General features: G+C 55.6%; 18 protein-coding genes. 12 read left to right on the top strand and 6 right to left on the bottom strand.

The genetic code is table 11. The features are described from left to right. Positions 1-16: 16 nt before the first annotated feature. Complete coding sequence (gene secB / locus DOU54_RS09590) at positions 17-499, top strand: protein-export chaperone SecB (RefSeq protein WP_022555303.1); 483 nt, start codon at positions 17-19, stop codon at positions 497-499. A gap of 95 nt (positions 500-594) precedes the next feature. Here the strand turns inward: secB and dnaQ are convergent, their stop codons facing one another. From dnaQ to DOU54_RS09565, 5 genes are read right to left on the bottom strand one after another with little or no spacing between them, the layout of a single operon-like run. Continuing rightward, positions 595-1,293: a DNA polymerase III subunit epsilon gene (dnaQ, locus tag DOU54_RS09585; RefSeq protein WP_004444252.1), complete on the bottom strand. Its 699-nt coding sequence runs from the start codon at positions 1,291-1,293 to the stop codon at positions 595-597. Further along, positions 1,286-1,894, bottom strand: a complete 609-nt coding sequence (gene coaE / locus DOU54_RS09580; RefSeq protein WP_044459679.1) for a dephospho-CoA kinase — start codon at positions 1,892-1,894, stop codon at positions 1,286-1,288. Before coaE ends, dnaQ begins: the two co-directional genes overlap by 8 nt. After that, entirely contained in the window at positions 1,894-2,754 is an 861-nt protein-coding gene (locus DOU54_RS09575; RefSeq protein ID WP_113381976.1) for a shikimate dehydrogenase, read from the bottom strand. Before DOU54_RS09575 ends, coaE begins: the two co-directional genes overlap by 1 nt. After that, the gene (locus DOU54_RS09570; RefSeq protein WP_113381977.1) at positions 2,747-3,346 is read right to left on the bottom strand and encodes a Maf-like protein; all 600 of its coding nucleotides are present in this window, start codon (positions 3,344-3,346) and stop codon (positions 2,747-2,749) included. The genes DOU54_RS09575 and DOU54_RS09570 overlap by 8 nt, the downstream gene beginning before the upstream one ends. A 31-nt stretch (positions 3,347-3,377) precedes the next feature. Further along, positions 3,378-4,199: a pyruvate, water dikinase regulatory protein gene (locus DOU54_RS09565; protein WP_107340724.1), complete on the bottom strand. Its 822-nt coding sequence runs from the start codon at positions 4,197-4,199 to the stop codon at positions 3,378-3,380. A 409-nt stretch (positions 4,200-4,608) separates the two neighbouring features. Here DOU54_RS09565 and hemE point away from each other — a divergent pair, with 409 nt between their 5' ends. The 8 genes from hemE (at position 4,609) to DOU54_RS09525 (ending at position 13,348) form a co-directional block, all read left to right on the top strand. Further along, positions 4,609-5,643: a uroporphyrinogen decarboxylase gene (gene hemE, locus DOU54_RS09560; RefSeq protein ID WP_072495218.1), complete on the top strand. Its 1,035-nt coding sequence runs from the start codon at positions 4,609-4,611 to the stop codon at positions 5,641-5,643. Continuing rightward, a complete protein-coding gene (gene hemJ / locus DOU54_RS09555; RefSeq protein WP_035208036.1) occupies positions 5,640-6,185 on the top strand; it encodes a protoporphyrinogen oxidase HemJ in 546 nt (181 codons plus the stop codon). The genes hemE and hemJ overlap by 4 nt, the downstream gene beginning before the upstream one ends. 186 nt (positions 6,186-6,371) lie before the next feature. Continuing rightward, the gene (gene rho / locus DOU54_RS09550; protein ID WP_004444236.1) at positions 6,372-7,637 is read left to right on the top strand and encodes a transcription termination factor Rho; all 1,266 of its coding nucleotides are present in this window, start codon (positions 6,372-6,374) and stop codon (positions 7,635-7,637) included. An 87-nt stretch (positions 7,638-7,724) separates the two neighbouring features. Next, positions 7,725-9,050, top strand: a complete 1,326-nt coding sequence (gene mnmE, locus DOU54_RS09545; RefSeq protein WP_113381978.1) for a tRNA uridine-5-carboxymethylaminomethyl(34) synthesis GTPase MnmE — start codon at positions 7,725-7,727, stop codon at positions 9,048-9,050. 56 nt (positions 9,051-9,106) lie between these two features. Continuing rightward, positions 9,107-10,990 carry a tRNA uridine-5-carboxymethylaminomethyl(34) synthesis enzyme MnmG gene (mnmG, locus tag DOU54_RS09540; protein ID WP_113381979.1) on the top strand — a complete coding sequence of 628 codons (1,884 nt, stop codon included), beginning with the start codon at positions 9,107-9,109 and terminating at the stop codon, positions 10,988-10,990. Between the two features lie 11 nt (positions 10,991-11,001). After that, positions 11,002-11,619 (top strand): 16S rRNA (guanine(527)-N(7))-methyltransferase RsmG, encoded by a 618-nt coding sequence (rsmG, locus tag DOU54_RS09535; RefSeq protein ID WP_113381980.1) that lies wholly within the window; start codon positions 11,002-11,004, stop codon positions 11,617-11,619. Between the two features lie 19 nt (positions 11,620-11,638). Continuing rightward, the gene (locus DOU54_RS09530; protein ID WP_004444228.1) at positions 11,639-12,433 is read left to right on the top strand and encodes a ParA family protein; all 795 of its coding nucleotides are present in this window, start codon (positions 11,639-11,641) and stop codon (positions 12,431-12,433) included. 30 nt (positions 12,434-12,463) lie between these two features. Then, positions 12,464-13,348, top strand: a complete 885-nt coding sequence (locus tag DOU54_RS09525) for a ParB/RepB/Spo0J family partition protein (RefSeq protein ID WP_004444225.1) — start codon at positions 12,464-12,466, stop codon at positions 13,346-13,348. 59 nt (positions 13,349-13,407) lie between these two features. Here the strand turns inward: DOU54_RS09525 and DOU54_RS09520 are convergent, their stop codons facing one another. Then, a complete protein-coding gene (locus tag DOU54_RS09520; RefSeq protein ID WP_004444223.1) occupies positions 13,408-13,608 on the bottom strand; it encodes a DUF1674 domain-containing protein in 201 nt (66 codons plus the stop codon). A gap of 131 nt (positions 13,609-13,739) precedes the next feature. Between DOU54_RS09520 and htpX the strand changes: the two genes are divergently transcribed. The 3 genes from htpX to DOU54_RS09505 all read left to right on the top strand — a co-directional run bounded on the left by htpX (position 13,740) and on the right by DOU54_RS09505 (position 17,880). Next, complete coding sequence (gene htpX, locus DOU54_RS09515; RefSeq protein ID WP_004444222.1) at positions 13,740-14,705, top strand: zinc metalloprotease HtpX; 966 nt, start codon at positions 13,740-13,742, stop codon at positions 14,703-14,705. Further along, entirely contained in the window at positions 14,702-16,087 is a 1,386-nt protein-coding gene (locus DOU54_RS09510; protein ID WP_113381981.1) for an RsmB/NOP family class I SAM-dependent RNA methyltransferase, read from the top strand. The genes htpX and DOU54_RS09510 overlap by 4 nt, the downstream gene beginning before the upstream one ends. A gap of 125 nt (positions 16,088-16,212) precedes the next feature. Continuing rightward, positions 16,213-17,880 (top strand): heparinase II/III family protein, encoded by a 1,668-nt coding sequence (locus tag DOU54_RS09505; protein WP_162749684.1) that lies wholly within the window; start codon positions 16,213-16,215, stop codon positions 17,878-17,880. The last annotated feature ends 114 nt before the right edge of the window (positions 17,881-17,994 follow it).

The raw sequence follows: 17,994 nt of genomic DNA, 5'->3' as shown, positions 1-17,994 counted from the left end.
GCCGCGAGGAACCGTAATGACCGCTGAAAATGGCGCACAGGGCGCAGCTAGCCCTTCTCTCAACATTCTTGCCCAGTACATCAAGGACCTTTCCTTTGAAAATCCGGGTGCTCCTCGTTCGCTGCAGGCCCGTGAGAATGCGCCGTCGATCAACATCAATGTCAACGTCAATGCTAATCCGATTTCCGGTTCGGATTTTGATGTCGTGCTGACACTGAATGCCGAAGCCAAGGATGGCGATAAGGTTCTGTTTGCGGCCGAGCTGGTCTATGGCGGTGTCTTCCGCATCGCCGGCTTCCCGCAGGAACACATGCTGCCGGTGCTCTTCATCGAGTGCCCGCGCCTGCTCTTCCCCTTCGCCCGCCAGATCATTGCCGACGTTACCCGCAACGGCGGTTTCCCGCCGCTCATGATCGATCCGATCGATTTTGCGCAGATGTTTGCGCAGCGCGTTGCCGAGGAACAGGCAAAAGCTCAGGTTCAGGCTGTCCCGAACTAAGCAGCGGCCATCTTCCATTACAGACAAACAAAACCCGGGTTCTTGGCCCGGGTTTTTCTTTACGCAGATTTGCGATTTAAGTATCTGAGCAGGCTTCAGTTCTGGTACCGGTTCCAGATCGCCTTGTCCCCCATGCCGAGAACGAGTTTGCCGTGGGCGGCGACCGTCTCCGCATCCAGCCGCGACGGCAGGGGGCGGGGCCGTCGCAGGGGCTCCAGCGGAATGTCTTCCTCAATGACAATGGTTTCCTGCCTGGCGGCAGAGCCGAAGCCGAGCGCGGTCTGGCGGCCGCCGATCATTTCGATATAGACTTCGGCCAGAAGCTCGGAGTCAAGAAGCGCGCCATGCTTGGTGCGATGGGAATTGTCTATTCCATAACGGCGGCAAAGCGCGTCCAGCGAATTCGGTCCCATCGGGTGCTTGCGGCGGGCAAGCGACAGCGTATCCGTCACCAGATCAGCGGCGACCGGTTCGATCCCGAGACGGGCGAATTCCGCGTTGATGAACCCCATATCGAATGTTGCATTGTGCGCCACCCAGCGCGCACCTTCGAAGAAATCCCGAATCTGGTCGACAACTTCAGCGAATTTGGGCTTATCCTGCAGGAACTCGTCGGTAATGCCGTGAACGGCAAGCGCATCGGGATGAACCTTGCGATCTTCGGGATTGATATAAAGATGCAGGGTGCGGCCAGTCGGGAAGTGGTTGATCAGTTCCACGCCGCCGATTTCGATGATCCGGTCCAGCTTCGACTCCAGACCTGTGGTTTCCGTATCGAAAATGATCTCACGCATGCATCTCTCCACGGCGCGACTCAACGGTCAGCTTCTGCAAAATGTCTCTTACCTGATCCCGGGCCGCTTCGACACCATTTCCGGAATCGATGATAAAATCGGCACGTCTACGCTTCTCCGCATCGGGCATCTGCCGGGCAAGGATCATTTCCAATTTTTCTTCGGTCATTCCTGGTCGTGACAGGACTCTCTCGCGCTGGATCTCTGGTGCACAACTCACCACCACGACTTTGTCGACACGGCTTTCCGCACCCGTTTCGAACAGCAGCGGAATATCCAGAAGCGCAAATTTCCGGCTGTTTTTCCTTGCTTCGGACAGAAAGGTTTCCTGTTTTTTCCGAACCAGTGGATGGACGATTTCTTCAAGCCTTCTGAAATTAGCCGGATTCTTTCTCAAGATGTCACCGAGTTTTTCCCGGTCTACGACGCCGGAAACGGTGGTGCCCGGAAAAGCTGCCTCGATCTGGCCTACGGCCTCCGCCCGATAAAGACCGTGAACGACCTCGTCCGAATCCAGAACCGGAACGCCTTCTTCGGCAAACAATTTCGCGGTTGTCGTTTTTCCCATTCCAATCGAGCCGGTGAGACCGATGACAATCATCAATGTTTCTCCATGTCCGCGATGATCAGAGCACGCAGGGTCTCATCCACCTCCGGCATTTTGCCGAACCATCGCCTGAACCCCGGTTTTGCCTGATGAAGCAACATGCCGAGACCATCGACGGTCGTGATACCTTGCTCTTCCGCCATCTTAAGGATCGGTGTTCGTAATGGCACGTAGACGATATCGGTCACCACCGCCTTGGCAGCGAGTTGCGAAAAATCGAGATGCGGCGCCTCAGCGCCATCCATACCGAGCGATGTCGTATTCACGAACAGCCCGGCGCCCTGCATGACCTCCTGCAGCGCTGCCTGGGGATGGGAAAAGACGCGTGGGCCAAAACGATCAGCCAGTTCGCGAGCACGTTCGAGCGTCCTGTTCAGGACGTGAATTTCCGCGATGCCCCGGTCGCGCAGCGACTGAATGACGGCACGGCTTGCGCCGCCGGCACCAAAAACCACCGCCCGGTCCGTTTTGTCCCAGCCGGGATGCCGCTCATCCAGGTTAGACACGAACCCGTAACCATCGGTATTGGTGGCATGGAGTTTACCCTCCTCCATCCAGATGGTGTTGGCGGCACCCAGTTCTTCCGCCAGAGCATCAGGACGATCCGCCAACCGGTAAGCGGCCTCCTTGTGCGGGATGGTGACGTTGCCGCCCACGGCCGTACCGGGCTTACCTTCCTTCACGGTTGCAATGAAATTCGCAAAATTGTCCGATACGACCTCGACTGCCTCATAGTTACCGGTAATACCGAATTTCTTGAGCCAGTAAGAATGAATGATCGGCGACCGGGAATGCTTGATCGGGTAACCAACAACGAAAGCGTTTATGGTTAATGTTTCACGTGAATCAGCCATCGATGACACCCAGGTCGCGCAGTTTCGATAAAAGCGGCAGAAGCGGCAGGCCGAGGATCGTGAAATAATCGCCTTCAATCGAAGTGAATAGCTGGATTCCCTCTCCCTCGAGTTGATAGGCGCCCACGCTGCTTAGAGCTTTTTCACCCACCCTCTGCAGGTGACGGGAGACAAATTCGGGGCTCAATGTTCGCACGGCAAGTTCAGCACTGGAAACCACCTTCCATATCACCTCCCCGCCGCGAACGAGGACAGCCGCGCTGTTCAAGCGGTGAACCTTACCGGACAATGACAGCAGATGTGCTTCGGCCTCGGACATGGTCTTCGGCTTGTGATAGACCCGCGCACCGAGTGCCATGGTCTGATCGCAGCCCAGAACCAGTGCGTCCGGATGAAGCGAACCGACGGCAAGAGCCTTGGCAGTCGCGAGTTCTTGTGCAACTTCCTCCGGGCTGGCGCCCGTACGTTCCAGCCGCTCATCGAGCGCGCGCTCATCAATATCCGCTGGTATCGCCGAGAATGTCAGCCCCGCATTGCGCATCAGCATCTGGCGGGATGCGCTGGACGAGGCGAGGATCAACTCTTGTTTCATCGACTGTCTGCTCCTGATGGTGCGATCCGGATTATCGCGTCCTCGGGCGAAGGGCAAGGATGGCAGCAGCCGTTTCCTCAATGGAACGGCGTGTGACGTCAATCAGAGGCCAATTGTTGCGGGCGCAGAGCGCACGCGCATATTTCAGCTCTTCCATGATCGTGGCGCGATCCGTGTAACGGCGGCTGTCAAATCCGCCGGTTGCGCCCAGTTCGCGGTTCTCGCGAACCTGCGATATTCGATCCGACGTCGCCACGAGGCCGACGATCAGAGGCCGGGTGGCGGCATAGAGGCTTTCGGGCAAAGGCACGTTGGGAACAACCGGAATGTTTGCGGTCTTTATACCCCTGTTGGCGAGATAGATGCTGGTCGGAGTTTTCGACGTGCGGCTGATGCCGATGATAACGACATCCGCCTCGTCATAGGTCTCCGGCATCTGTCCGTCATCGTGATCCATTGCAAAATTGAGCGCTTCGATGCGCGCGAAATAATCCGCATTGAGGACGTGTTGCGCACCGACCCGCCGTCTTGATGGCGCGCCTAGATAAGTCTGAAAGATGCCGATAATGGGTTCAAGCACGTTGACACAGGGCACGCCGATCGCGTGACAGCGCAAATCCAGGAATTCTGCCAGTTGCTGATCGACGATGGTGTAAAGGACAATGCCCGGTTCCTTGTCGATGAGGTCAATGACCTGCGCGAGCTGCTTCTGGTTGCGGATCATCGGATAGACGTGTTCCACCGGCATGGATGCGTGAAACTGTGCCGAGACCGCGCGGCCGGCAGACATGAGAGTCTCACCTGTTGAGTCCGAAATCAGGTGCAGATGGAAGAAGCTTTTTTTGTTCTCCACGCTGTTTTTCTCCCGCTGTTGATAACCCGGGACAAATGTCCGAACGAGCCTGCGGGTCGAACCGCGCCGTGAATAAAGTGGTGTTTTTCCACAATCCGCAAGTGGCTTTCACCATGCTCCGGGCAGCCTGTGAATTGCTGGAAGAGTTGACACTTGTCCAACCCGATTCACAGCCTGTCCACAGGTCAAGAACTTTCCAATAAGAATATAATCCATTGAAAATTCGAGATAAATTACGATTTTTTCAGGTTTTTCAAGATCGCTGCCGAAATTTATCCTACCACCGTGCTGAAAAGATGCGGCTGCGGCATTTCGACTGGAATGATTTTAATCCTTGCTACCCACAGACTCTAAGAAATAGAAAATCTTTTAAATCTCTTTGATTTTATTTTTTTAGAAGTTGGGTGTGATGAGCGAACGCAAGGTTATGACTGTTTTGAACGGGAAGACGGTCACGCCGCCGCCCATATGGCTGATGCGTCAGGCTGGACGCTATCTTCCGGAGTACCGGGAAACGCGGAAGAGCGCCGGAAGTTTCCTGGATCTCTGTTATAATCCCGAGTTGGCAACCGAGGTGACGCTTCAGCCTATTCGCAGGTTCGGGCTGGATGCAGCGATTCTTTTTTCCGACATTCTGGTGATACCCGACGCGCTTCACCGCAATGTGTCCTTCACCGAAGGCAGGGGCCCCGCCATGGACCCGATCGATGTCAGCGGTATTGAAGAACTCGATGCGTCTGATGTCATGGCGCATCTTTCGCCTGTCTTCGAAACGGTGTCGCGTCTTCGCAGTTCATTGCCGGATGAAACGACGCTTCTTGGCTTTTGTGGCGCACCGTGGACGGTCGCGACCTATATGATTGCCGGTCACGGAACGCCCGACCAGGCGCCGGCGCGGCTATTCGGTTATAGGGAGCCCGCCGCGATGGAAAAGCTTTTGGCTTTTCTCGCCGAGGTTTCCGCGGATTATCTCGTGGCGCAGATCGATGCAGGGGCCGATGCCGTGCAGATTTTCGATTCCTGGGCGGGCGTGCTCGGCGAAAAGGAGTTCGAGAATTACGCGATAAAACCGGTTGCCCGTATTATTGCTTCGGTGCGCGCGCGGCGTCCCTCCGCGAAAATAATCGCTTTCGCGAAGGGGGCGGGTTATCTTCTCAAGGACTACCGTCGTAAGACCGGTGCAGACGCGATCGGGCTGGATTGGTCCGTGCCGCTCAGCTTCGCCAAGGATTTGCAGAAGGAAGGGCCCGTGCAGGGCAATCTCGACCCAATGCTGATGGTGGCGGGCGGGAGGGCTCTGCAGGATAGTATCGACGCCGTGCTGCAGGCCCTTGGGCAGGGTCCGTTGATCTTCAATCTCGGTCACGGCATCACGCCGCAGGCTGATCCGGACAATGTGACCCGGCTGGTCGAGCGGGTGCGTGCGGGTGGGACCGTGCCATGAATGACGAAAAACAGACTTCTGCGCGATCAGGAAACAGGGCCGCCCTGCGGGCTGGCGTCGGGCTGGGCGTTTTCATCGCAGTCGTCGCCCTGTTCTTTTACGTGGATCCTGCCGATCTCTATCTCTGGATCAAGGCGTTTCACATTATTGCTGTGATCTCATGGATGGCGGCGATCTTTTATCTGCCAAGGCTCTTCATCTATCATACCGATGCGCCGGCAGGTTCGCAGCAATCCGAAACTTTCAAGGTAATGGAGCAGCGGCTGATCAAGGTCATCATGAACCCGGCGATGATGATAAGCTGGGTGCTCGGACTTTATCTCGCCTGGTCGGCCTACGGTTTTTCTGGTGGCTGGCTGCACGCAAAAATCGCTATGGTCGTGCTTCTGACTGCGACCCATGTTTATTTCACGCGTAGTGCGAAACGTTTCGCCCGAGATGAAAATACCAGGCCTGCCCGTCACTGGCGGTTGATGAATGAGGTTCCAACGTTGCTGATGATCCTCATCGTCATACTTGTGGTTGTGAAACCCTTCGGTTAGAGCGGTGTAACGATAAATTTCGCGGAATTCGTGCTTTCCTCTTGCAGCAGCGATGTTCAATCGCTATTTTCGGACCACTCATCTTCGTGGCATGTGAATTATTCAGTCATCTGCGGTCTTTCCCACAGCATCTGATTCGCGAACACGCCCTCCCCCGACATTACATTATTAAACGGTCTTCTCTTCATGGCTGAAATGAAGCTTCAGGAACTTAAGAGCAAATCGCCTACCGACTTGCTGACTTTTGCCGAATCCCTGGAAGTTGAAAATGCGAGCACCATGCGCAAGCAGGAGCTCATGTTCGCAATCCTCAAGGTTCTCGCGAGCCAGGACATCGAAATCATCGGCGAAGGCGTCGTTGAAGTCCTGCAGGACGGTTTCGGGTTCCTGCGATCCGCAAACGCAAACTATCTGCCGGGTCCGGACGATATTTACATCTCTCCCTCGCAGATCCGTCGGTTTTCGCTGAAGACCGGCGATACGGTTGAAGGACCTATCCGCGGTCCCAAGGAAGGTGAGCGCTACTTCGCCCTTCTAAAGGTCAACACGATCAATTTCGACGATCCCGAAAAGATCCGCCACAAGGTCCATTTCGATAATCTGACGCCGCTCTATCCGAACGAGCGGTTTAAGATGGAGCTTGATGTTCCGACATCCAAGGATCTGTCGTCGCGGGTTATCGATCTCGTCGCACCGCTCGGCAAGGGCCAGCGTGGCTTGATCGTTGCACCGCCACGTACCGGTAAAACGGTGCTGCTGCAGAACATTGCCCATTCAATCACGGCAAATCACCCGGAATGTTACCTCATCGTTCTTTTGATCGATGAGCGTCCGGAAGAAGTCACCGACATGCAGCGTTCGGTCAAGGGAGAGGTCGTTTCCTCCACCTTCGATGAACCAGCGGTACGCCACGTACAAGTCGCTGAAATGGTCATCGAAAAGGCGAAGCGCCTCGTTGAACATGGCCGCGACGTCGTCATTCTGCTCGATTCCATCACCCGTCTTGGTCGCGCCTATAACACCGTCGTTCCCTCTTCCGGCAAGGTTCTGACAGGTGGTGTGGACGCCAACGCCCTGCAGCGGCCGAAGCGCTTCTTTGGTGCCGCCCGCAATATCGAAGAAGGCGGCTCGCTGACGATCATTGCAACGGCGCTGATCGACACCGGCAGCCGTATGGATGAAGTCATCTTCGAAGAGTTCAAGGGTACGGGTAACTCGGAAATCGTGCTTGACCGGAAGGTAGCAGACAAGCGTATCTTCCCGGCGCTGGATATTCTGAAATCTGGTACCCGTAAGGAAGACCTTCTGGTGCCGCGCCAGGATTTGCAGAAGATTTTTGTTCTTCGCCGTATTCTCGCGCCGATGGGAACGATGGACGCCATCGAGTTCCTCATCGATAAGCTGAAGCAGACTAAAAACAATTCGGATTTCTTCGAATCGATGAACACCTGAACCGGAAATTAGCCGGATTCATCTGAGGTCGTTAAAGCCGCATTCGTTTATTCGAATGCGGCTTGACTGTTTTGATCGAGGTGCGCCATGCCTTCCCCTGATACGATATATGCACTTTCGAGCGGCGCCCTCCCGGCGGGGGTGGCCGTCGTGAGGATCAGCGGACCCATGTCTTTCGCGATGCTGACAGCATTGACCGGACGAGAGCTTCCGGCACCACGAAAAGCCAGGCTGAGTTTGATTCGGAATCGAAACAATGAAACCATCGACCAGGCGCTCGTAATGTCTTTCCCGGCACCGCATTCCTTCACAGGTGAGGACTGCGTTGAAATCCAATGCCATGGAAGCCGGGCAGTCATTGCCTCGATTTTTGCTGAGTTCGAGCGGTTCCCGGATGTACGTCCCGCGGAGGCCGGGGAGTTTTCGCGCAGAGCCTTCGAGAATGGCAAGATGGACCTGCTTGAAGTCGAAGGTTTGGCCGACCTGCTTCAGGCTGAAACGGAGATGCAGCGTCGCCTGGCGGTTGAACAGAGTACAGGCAATCTTTCGGCTCTTTATGACGGATGGGCTCAGCGCCTGACGCGTGCGCGTGCGCTGATCGAGGCGGAGCTCGACTTCGCCGACGAGGAGGACGTTCCGGATTCCGTATCTGGACAGGTATGGGAGGCGATGAGACAGCTGGGAGCGGAAATTGCCTCCCATCTGGAGGCCGGCGGAAACGGCGAGATTATTCGGGATGGTTTTAAGGTGGCGCTCATCGGAGAACCCAATGCCGGGAAATCCACCCTGCTGAATTCGTTAGCTGGCCGGGATATCGCCATCGTCACCGACATTGCCGGTACGACCAGGGACGTATTGAGCGTGGACATTAACCTTGAGGGCTATCTGGTACGAATATTCGACACGGCAGGCCTGAGGGAAACGTATGATGTGGTGGAACAGGAGGGTGTGCGGCGCGCTGTTTTGACAGCGGAGACTGCGGATCTCATTCTGGTGCTGCAGGATAACGATTCGTTTCTGAAACAAACCATCGCATCACTGTCTGCCAGGCCGCATTTGCGCGTCAGGACCAAGGCGGCGTTGTCGTCTTCGACGCCTGGAGCTGAGTTCGATCTGGCGATCTCGGTGAAAGAAGGAATTGGTCTCGATGAATTGCGGTTATTGATAAAACGGGAAATTGAATCGCGATTGCAGGGGGTCCAGACTTTGATGCCAGCCCGGGCTCGCCATAAAAAACGACTTGAAGAGACGCTCAACTATGTTAGTGATGCGCTCGATTCTGAAGCCATGGATCTTGCTATAAGGTCGGAATATTTGCGGCTCGCAGCGACATCGCTTGGTCGTATTACAGGACGCGTCGATGTTGAAGATTTGCTGGGCGTCATCTTTTCAGAATTCTGCATAGGAAAATGATTCACGTGAAACATGGGCCGCGGACGCGCGGCTAGATCAGAACAGGGCGCAGATAGATGCACCAGTCATTTGATGTCGTTATTATAGGTGGTGGACATGCCGGCAGTGAAGCGGCCGCGGCTGCGGCTCGCCATGGTGCAAAAACCGCGCTCGTGACCCATAAACGCGACACCATTGGTGTCATGTCCTGCAATCCAGCAATTGGCGGGCTTGGAAAGGGTCATCTCGTTCGCGAGATCGACGCCCTGGATGGTTTGATGGGTAGGGTAGCTGACGCTGCCGGTATTCAGTTTCGCATGCTCAATCGCAAAAAGGGTCCGGCAGTGCGCGGTCCCCGCACCCAGGCGGATCGCCGTCTTTACCGTGAAGCGATGCAGGGTGAAATTGCAAATATCGAGAATCTTACCATTATTGAGGGCGACGCTTTTGATATTGAGATGACGAATGAGCGAGTGGCTGCTGTCGTCATGGCGAATGGTAGCCGGATTCCCTGCGGTGCTGTGGTACTGACAAGTGGTACTTTCTTGCGTGGCCTTATTCATATCGGCTCCGAAAAGGTACCGGCCGGCCGTGTGGGCGAAGAACCGTCAATCGGCCTTTCCAACACTCTATCGCGGCTTGGTCTTCGCATGGGCAGACTTAAGACCGGCACGCCTGCCCGTCTGGACGGGCGAACAATCGACTGGAGCGGTGTTGATCGACAAGGCGCAGACGAAGATCCTGTGCCCTTCTCCTTCATGACCGACAATATCGTGAATCCGCAAATCGAATGTGGAGTTACCAGAACCACATCAGCCGGACACAGGGTCATTCAAGAGAATATCCATCTTTCAGCAATGTATTCGGGTCAGATCGAAGGCGTCGGTCCACGTTATTGTCCGTCGATTGAAGACAAGATCACTCGGTTTGGCGAGCGTGATGGTCATCAGATATTTCTGGAGCCCGAGGGACTGGATGATCATACGATCTACCCTAACGGAATTTCCACGTCACTTCCGGCGTCTGTTCAGGAACAGTTCATCCACACCATACCCGGTCTCGAGCGGGTTGCGATCTTGCAGCCGGGTTATGCGATCGAATATGACTATGTCGACCCGCGAGAACTCAAGCCCTCACTCGAGTGTCGCAAGATTGCTGGTCTATTCCTCGCGGGGCAGATCAACGGCACAACCGGTTATGAAGAAGCAGCTGCTCAGGGGCTCGTCGCCGGCCTCAATGCCTCTCTTTATGCAAGCAACAGCGATCCGCATTATTTCAGCCGGACGGAATCCTACGTCGGCGTCATGATCGATGATCTGACATCCAAGGGTGTCAGCGAACCCTACCGAATGTTTACGTCAAGAGCGGAATATAGGCTGTCGTTACGAGTCGATAATGCCGATCTGCGGCTAACGCCAGTCGGTCAGCGGGCGGGAATCATCGGTTATCACCGTCAAAAGCGATTCGATAATTTTATAGAAGAACTTGGTTCGGGTCGTGACCTGCTGAAGACCCTCACGATCAGCCCTTCGCAGGCAGCAAAACAGGGATTAAAGCTCAATCAGGACGGACAACGCCGCTCCGTTTATGAATTGCTTGCCTATCCTGATATGTCGCTTGATGTCCTCAAACAGCACTGGCCCGAGTTAGGTGGGCTTCCCGAGAAAATTGCGGATGTGCTGCAAATCGAGGCTGGTTACGCTGTGTATATGCAGCGCCAGAGCGCCGACATCGTGGACATCAAACGCGACGAAGAGCGAAAGATTCCTGACGATTTCGATTTTCAAAGCCTGTCCGGCCTTTCCAATGAGTTGAAACAAAAGTTGGAAAAGGCCCGTCCAGAAAACATTGCCCAAGCCGCACGTGTTGACGGTATGACGCCGGCTGCGATATCGCTGCTTCTCGCCCTTCTGCGGAAAAGCTCTCCATCGCAGAATGAAAAATTGCGTCTGCACCAATAGCGAGTCGGATTATGAAGATAAACGGCCAGAGTGTTTCACGTGAAACACAGGAGAAGCTCGAGCATTTTGTCGAGCTCTTCAAGAAGTGGAATAAGACCACCAATCTGGTGGCCCCCTCCACTCTTACAGAACTCTGGAGCCGTCACATTGCCGACAGTGCCCAGATATTTCATCTCTCTCCTTATCCGCAAAGATGGGTTGATCTGGGCAGCGGTGGGGGTTTTCCCGGTGTCGTCACTGCCATATTCCTCTCTGAAATTGGCGGCGGCTGGGTCGATCTGGTGGAAAGTAACAATAAGAAGGCCGCATTTCTCCGGATAGCGTTAAAGGAAACTGGCGCGCGTGGAGCGGTTCATCCCGTGCGAATTGAGAAAGCACCTGCCATTCTCAATTCGTGCGATTCTGTGTCGGCCCGCGCACTGGCGGAGCTGGATTTGCTTTTCGACTATATTCATCCCTGGGCCACAAAAAATCCGGATCTCAAGGCATATTTCAATAAAGGCCGGGATTATGAATCCGAAGTGCAGAAAGCACATGGTCGCTGGCAATTTGATCTGGTAAAACATCGGAGTGCCATTGAGGCAGATTCTGTTGTTCTTGAAATCAGCAACCTCGCTCTGAGGCGCTGACAAGCTGGCCAGGTGCGGCATGACTTTGGAAAAAAACCGGATTATCGCAGTAGCAAACCAGAAGGGTGGGGTCGGCAAAACAACGACTGCTATCAATCTGGCCACAGCGCTGGCAGCCATCGGTGAGCGGGTATTGATAGTTGATCTGGACCCGCAGGGTAACGCCAGTACCGGGCTGGGGATTGACCGACGAGAGCGGAAGCTCTCCTCTTATGATCTCCTAATCGGTGATCACAATATTGCGGAAGTCGCTGTCCCAACCGCTGTTCCAAATCTCGATATTGTGCCATCGACGATGGATCTGCTTGGTTTCGAGATGCAAGTTGCTACCGTTGCCAATCGAGTCTTTCTTCTGCGTGAAGCGATGGAGACGACAGAGGCTAGAGGTTATTCATATATCCTTGTCGACTGCCCCCCGTCCTTCAACCTCCTGACGATGAACGCAATGACGGCCGCGCATTCCGTGCTGGTGCCATTGCAATGCGAGTTTTTTGCGCTGGAAGGCCTTAGCCAGTTGCTCGATACGGTCAGCCAGATAAGAGGGTCGGTCAATCCGCAGCTCGATATCCAAGGGATTGTTCTAACGATGTTCGATGCACGCAATAATCTGGCGCAACAGGTTGTCTCGGATGTCAGAACGCATCTCGGAGAAAAGGTTTACCATACGCTCATTCCGCGCAATGTTCGCGTTTCCGAGGCCCCATCTTATGGTAAGCCGGCAATTCTTTATGATTTGAAATGTGCTGGTAGTCAGGCCTATCTGCAGCTCGCATCGGAAGTGATCCAGAGAGAGCGTTTGCGTAAAGCCGCCTGACGTCTGCCGCAATCTACGGAGTGATATCTTATGAGTGATGATCTTTCCAAGCGCCGGCTGGGACGTGGTCTCGCGGCCTTGATCGGTGAAATGGACCAGCCTGTGCCCGTGGGTGAACCCCAGCGTACTGTCAGCGCTGATCGCACCATTCCGATAGAGTTCATTGCTCGTAGCCAACGGAACCCACGTCGTCATTTCGATGAAAATGAGCTGCAGGATTTGGCCGCGTCCATCCGGCAGCATGGCATTGTTCAGCCTGTGGTGGTACGGACGGTCGGAGTCAATCGATACGAGATTATTGCCGGTGAAAGGCGCTGGCGCGCTGCGCAGCTGGCCGGCTTCACCGACGTGCCTGTTATCGTTCGTGATGTGGATGATCGGACGGCGCTCGAGTTGGCCATCGTCGAGAACGTCCAGCGCTCAGACCTCAATCCGCTGGAAGAGGCGATGGGTTATGAGCAGCTGATCGCGGAACACGGTTACACTCAGAACGATCTCGGTGAGATTATCGGCAAGAGCCGAAGCCACGTCGCCAACAGCCTTCGGCTATTGAAACTTCCGGACCCGGTACGCGACATGCTCGCGGATGGTTCGCTTTCCGCAGGTCACGCGCGGGCGCTCGTTTCCACTTCCGATCCGGCGAATCTCGCACGCATGATCGTTTCCAAGGGCTTGTCGGTCCGTGATGCCGAGCGATTGGCTCAGAACGACATCAAATCGCAGGGCGAAGCTACGGAAAAGCGCCCTGCCGCGGAAAAAGATTCAGATACGGTCGCACTGGAGCGCAGTCTTTCTGATGCCCTCGGTCTTGACGTAAAGATTAACCACAAGGGGGGATCGGGGCAAATCCGTATCGCTTACCGGACGCTCGAGCAACTAGAGGCAGTGTGTCGCTTGTTGGAAAATAAACAATAAGTACTTGTTTTAATTGAAAAATACCCGCCGTTGGCGGGTATTATCGTTATGGCGACCGCCTAAAAATCTATTGCGCGGCCCTTTATTTCGTAGTCGCCGAAACGAACCGGTTCGGCGCCGCCGCGGCCACCGGTTTCCGGCGGTAACTGTAGATCTGCCTGTTGTTTGCGCCGTTCTTCTGCTTCTTTCAGGGCCCGCTCAGCCGCGGGCGATAGCCGCCTCCGCTGCTCCGCGCCGTTGTCGTTATCCGCATCCTGCATGAGAAACCCTCCCTATAACGGGATATTGAAATATGTTTGCCGTTTCCCAGATTATATACCCATAGGGATTTTTTAAACCCCGGAATAATCCGGCGATGAGAATTCCGGCCACGACAGGGAGATTTCAGCGGATGAACATGATGCGCACGGCAATGCTTCTGGCCTTCATGACGGCATTGTTCATGGGCGTCGGTTTTCTGATCGGGGGCAAGGGCGGCATGATGATTGCTCTCGTCATGGCTGCCGGCATGAATCTTTTTTCCTACTGGAATTCAGATAAGATGGTTCTCTCGGCCTATCATGCCCGGGAAATCGATGAGGCGAATGCGCCTGAGTTCTTCCACATGATCCGCGATCTCTCACACAATGCCGGCCTGCCCATGCCGAAGGTCTATATTTATGACAGCCCGCAGCCAAACGCCTTTGCGACGGGAAGGAACCCGCAAAACGCCGCTGTTGCTGCTTCAACGGGTCTGCTGGAGCGTTTGACGCCCGAGGAAGTGGCCGGTGTGATGGCGCATGAACTGGCGCATGTGCAAAACCGGGATACGCTGACAATGACAATTACCGCTACGCTGGCGGGTGCGATTTCCATGCTCGGCAATTTCGCGTTCTTCTTTGGCGGCAATCGGGAAAACAATAATAACCCTCTCGGATTCATCGGCGTCCTGGTTGCGATGATCGTCGCACCGCTTGCCGCAATGCTGGTCCAGATGGCGATCAGCCGGACACGCGAATATTCCGCCGACCGGCGTGGCGCTGAAATCTGTGGCAATCCTCTCTGGCTTGCATCGGCGTTGCAAAAAATTTCCGGCATGGCGCAGCGTATCCACAATGACGACGCGGAGCGCAATCCCGCAACAGCGCATATGTTCATCATCAACCCGCTCTCGGGTGAACGTATGGACAATCTTTTCTCCACGCACCCGAATACGGAAAACCGGGTGGCGGCATTGCATGCGATGGCACAGGAGTTTTCCCCGCGAGGATCGACGCCGCCGCCATCGGGTGATAGACCTCAGCGCAAATCGGGTTCGGTTCCCAAGACAGGCTGGGGACGGGGCAATGAAAATGAGCGCAAGGGACCTTGGTCTTGACATCAGATATTCAAAATAAGCCGTCACGGTCCAAAAAACCGAGGTTGGCGCAAGGCAGGGGCCGTGAAGACGGCCCTTCGTCTTTCCAAGACAAACCCGGTCTTCCTGCGCGCATAGCTGCCGCCCGCATATTGGCCGCCGTTCTGGAAAAGAAAACCTCGCTGGACGGTATGCTGGACAGCGAAAATGGCAATTCCGTTTATCGTGCGCTGTCGCCCGCGGACAGAGCGCTGGTGAGAGCCATCGTCAATAGCGCGCTTCGTCACCTCCCTCGGATTGAAACGGCGCTGTCAATGCTGCTGGATGGCCCGTTGCCACAGGGTGCGCGGTCATTGCACCACATTCTCGTCGTTGGCGCGGCGCAGATGCTCTACCTTGATGTCCCGGATCACTCGGCCGTCGATCTCGCTGTCGAGCAGGCGCATCGTGATCCACGCAACCGGCGCTTCGTAAAGCTGGTCAACGCGGTTCTGCGACGGCTGGGTCGTGAGAAGGCCGAAATCGAAAAGGCCGTCGCCGGTGTGTCGGTCCTGCCGGACTGGTTCTACGCAAGGCTGGTTTCGGCCTATGGGCATGAGGTGGCGCAACGCATCTCTGACGCGCAGCTCACACCTTCTTCCATCGACCTCACCGTCAAGGCCGATCCTGCCCTCTGGGCTGAGAAGCTGGGCGGAACCGTCATGCCGAATGGCAGCGTGCGCCTGGGTGAATTTGAAGGCCAGATACCTTCTCTTGAAGGTTTTGCGGAAGGTGCCTGGTGGGTGCAGGATCTTGCGGCCAGCATGCCCGTGCGATTACTCGGAGATATCTCAGGCAAGCGTGTTGCCGATCTCTGCGCCGCTCCGGGCGGCAAGACGGCCCAGCTTGCACTTGCGGGTGCGAAAGTGACGGCGCTGGATCAGTCTGGCAATCGTCTTCGTCGCCTGAGGGAAAATCTCGACCGGCTTGGCCTTCAGGCTGAAACGGTTGAGGTCAATATGTTGAAATATCAGCCGGAGCAGCTTTTTGACGCCGTTCTACTCGACGCACCCTGCTCTTCAACCGGGACATTGCGCAAACATCCCGATGTTTGCTGGACGAAGGACGAGGCCGATATTGCCAAGCTGGCTGCTCTGCAGGGCCAGATGTTGCGGCACGCGCTGACGCTGGTTGCACCAGGCGGTATCGTGGTGTTTTCCAATTGCTCGCTCGATCCTTCCGAAGGTGAGGCGATGATTGCCGAAGTCCTGGCGGAAAATCCCGATGTAGAACGTGTCGCCGTCCACAGTGAGGATTGGCCGGGAATGGAAGCGGCGATCAACGCCGAGGGTGATCTTCGCACCACGCCCGACATGTTCGGGGGGGTCGATGGGTTTTTTAGCAGTGTCTTGCGTAAGAAGTAGAAAAAAGCCAAGCTTTCGCGAATCATTGGATAATTGTCGATAACGTTCCGGTCATCACGGTTCACTGATAAAAACAAAACATGTGAAACGGGAAACACAGCTTGTTAGGGTCCTTTGCAGGCAGCATGAATGCCGCCGGTCTTCTTTCGCGGATGGCGTATCGCCATCTGTGTGTCGGCCTCACGCCGTTACGTCTGCATGTTTCACGTTTTGCCAATCGTGCGCCGGAGGGGCTTGTTGCGGCACCGACGGATCTTCGGGCAATCGATCCCTATTTTGCCGAGGAGTTGCTGCGCGGCCGTATCGCGCTTGCCGGCCGTGTCATGGAAACCGGTGGCCACTCGCCTTTTCAGGTGGAATATCCTTCGCTTGTTTTTGAAGAGCGGCTGCATGCGTTTAGCTGGCTGCGCCACATCCGTTCCGACAGATCGAGCGAGGCATGCAGGAAGGCCCGCCGTATCGTCGCCGAATGGATGGCCATCCATGGCAAAAAGCTTGCGGGGGTTGCGTGGGCTCCGGAAATCGCAGCGCAGAGATTGATCGCCTGGCTTTCCCACTCGCCCGTGGTCCTATACGAAGCAGATGCGGGGTTTTATCGCCGGTTTCTGAAAAGCCTCGTCTTTCACGTGCGCTACCTCGAGAAAATCGTCAGGCACGCGCCGGATGGGGAGGTGAGACTGCGGATCAGGATCGCGCTTGCCATGGCTTCTATCGCCATGCCCACCCGGATGTCGCGGATCGCGCGGCACGGAATGAAGCTGGCTCAGGAAATGGAGCGGCAGATCCTGCCCGATGGCGGGCATGTCTCCCGCAATCCGCGCGTGATGCTGGATCTGCTGCTCGACCTTCTGCCCCTTCGACAAAGCTATATCAATCTCGGCCATGACCTGCCGTCCGGGCTGGTTCCTGCGATAGACCGCATGTTTCCGGCGATACGGTTTTTTCGGCACCAGGGCGGCGATCTCGCCTTGTTCAACGGCGCAACAGCCACGCTCGCCAATGAGCTTGTTTCGGTGCTCCGTTATGATGAGACAGCGGGCCGGCCTTCCAAGGTGTTGCCGGATGTGAATTATCACCGCCTTGCCGCGGGCGAGACGGTGGTTATCGTGGATACGGGCTATCCTGGCTCGGCCGAGCTTTCACGTAACGCGCATTCGGGCTGCCTCTCCTTCGAGATGTCATGCGGAAAAAACCGCTTCATCGTCAATTCCGGGTTTCCGCGAAACGCGGCGCCTGAATATCAACGGGCTAGCCGGTCGACCGCTGCTCATTCCACCGTCACGCTCGCCGACACGTCTTCATGCAGACTGTCGCGATCCAGATTGCTCGGACCGATCATGGTTTCCGGTGTCAGCCAGGTCGATAGCCGGCGCGAAACGGGTGCAAACGGCAATGATGTCCTGTGGGCGTCGCATGACGGATATCTTCACAACTTCGGCTGTTATCACGAACGGGAGATGGAGCTGAATGCCGCTGGCACCAAGATAAAGGGTCGTGACCTGCTAAGGGCCGATCACAATGCCGCAAACGCGCAGACCCAGTCGGTCTCGGCGGTTTCGCGTTTCCACATCCACCCCCATATCCAGCTGCACCAGCGGGATGATGAGTCAATTTATCTTGAGGCCGCGGACGGAACCATTTGGCTGCTGACGGCACCGGGGTTGGAGCTTTTCGTGACCGAGGACGTGTTCATGGCCGATGCGTCCGGAATGCGGCCATCGCAGCAGATCGAGCTACCGTTCAATCTCGCCAACACGCGGGAGATTCGTTGGCTCATTGAGCGTCAGGCCTGAGCCTTTCCCCCTGGAATTCGGCAAAAATACCCTAGTTTTTATCCTTCGACGTCCCCGCTGTTTATTCTTGCGGTAAGCTGTGTTAACGCGGCGGCAATTGCTGGAAAACCCGTT

This window comes from Agrobacterium sp. MS2 (assembly GCF_003261015.1).
GTDB classification, from domain to species: Bacteria; Pseudomonadota; Alphaproteobacteria; order Rhizobiales; family Rhizobiaceae; genus Agrobacterium; species Agrobacterium pusense.
Note: the sequence above shows the minus strand (reverse complement) of the source record. Positions and strands in the feature narration are given on the sequence as shown.

Coding starts and splice junctions, on each gene's coding strand:
- htpX (WP_004444222.1), top strand. CDS start 13,740: ATGAACATGATGCGCACGGCAATGCTTCTGGCCTTCATGACGGCATTG.
- DOU54_RS09525 (WP_004444225.1), top strand. CDS start 12,464: ATGAGTGATGATCTTTCCAAGCGCCGGCTGGGACGTGGTCTCGCGGCC.
- DOU54_RS09505 (WP_162749684.1), top strand. CDS start 16,213: ATGAATGCCGCCGGTCTTCTTTCGCGGATGGCGTATCGCCATCTGTGT.
- DOU54_RS09530 (WP_004444228.1), top strand. CDS start 11,639: ATGACTTTGGAAAAAAACCGGATTATCGCAGTAGCAAACCAGAAGGGT.
- DOU54_RS09570 (WP_113381977.1), bottom strand. CDS start 3,346: ATGAAACAAGAGTTGATCCTCGCCTCGTCCAGCGCATCCCGCCAGATG.
- DOU54_RS09575 (WP_113381976.1), bottom strand. CDS start 2,754: ATGGCTGATTCACGTGAAACATTAACCATAAACGCTTTCGTTGTTGGT.
- hemJ (WP_035208036.1), top strand. CDS start 5,640: ATGAATGACGAAAAACAGACTTCTGCGCGATCAGGAAACAGGGCCGCC.
- coaE (WP_044459679.1), bottom strand. CDS start 1,894: ATGATTGTCATCGGTCTCACCGGCTCGATTGGAATGGGAAAAACGACA.
- DOU54_RS09520 (WP_004444223.1), bottom strand. CDS start 13,608: ATGCAGGATGCGGATAACGACAACGGCGCGGAGCAGCGGAGGCGGCTA.
- dnaQ (WP_004444252.1), bottom strand. CDS start 1,293: ATGCGTGAGATCATTTTCGATACGGAAACCACAGGTCTGGAGTCGAAG.
- secB (WP_022555303.1), top strand. CDS start 17: ATGACCGCTGAAAATGGCGCACAGGGCGCAGCTAGCCCTTCTCTCAAC.
- hemE (WP_072495218.1), top strand. CDS start 4,609: ATGAGCGAACGCAAGGTTATGACTGTTTTGAACGGGAAGACGGTCACG.
- rsmG (WP_113381980.1), top strand. CDS start 11,002: ATGAAGATAAACGGCCAGAGTGTTTCACGTGAAACACAGGAGAAGCTC.
- mnmG (WP_113381979.1), top strand. CDS start 9,107: ATGCACCAGTCATTTGATGTCGTTATTATAGGTGGTGGACATGCCGGC.
- mnmE (WP_113381978.1), top strand. CDS start 7,725: ATGCCTTCCCCTGATACGATATATGCACTTTCGAGCGGCGCCCTCCCG.
- rho (WP_004444236.1), top strand. CDS start 6,372: ATGGCTGAAATGAAGCTTCAGGAACTTAAGAGCAAATCGCCTACCGAC.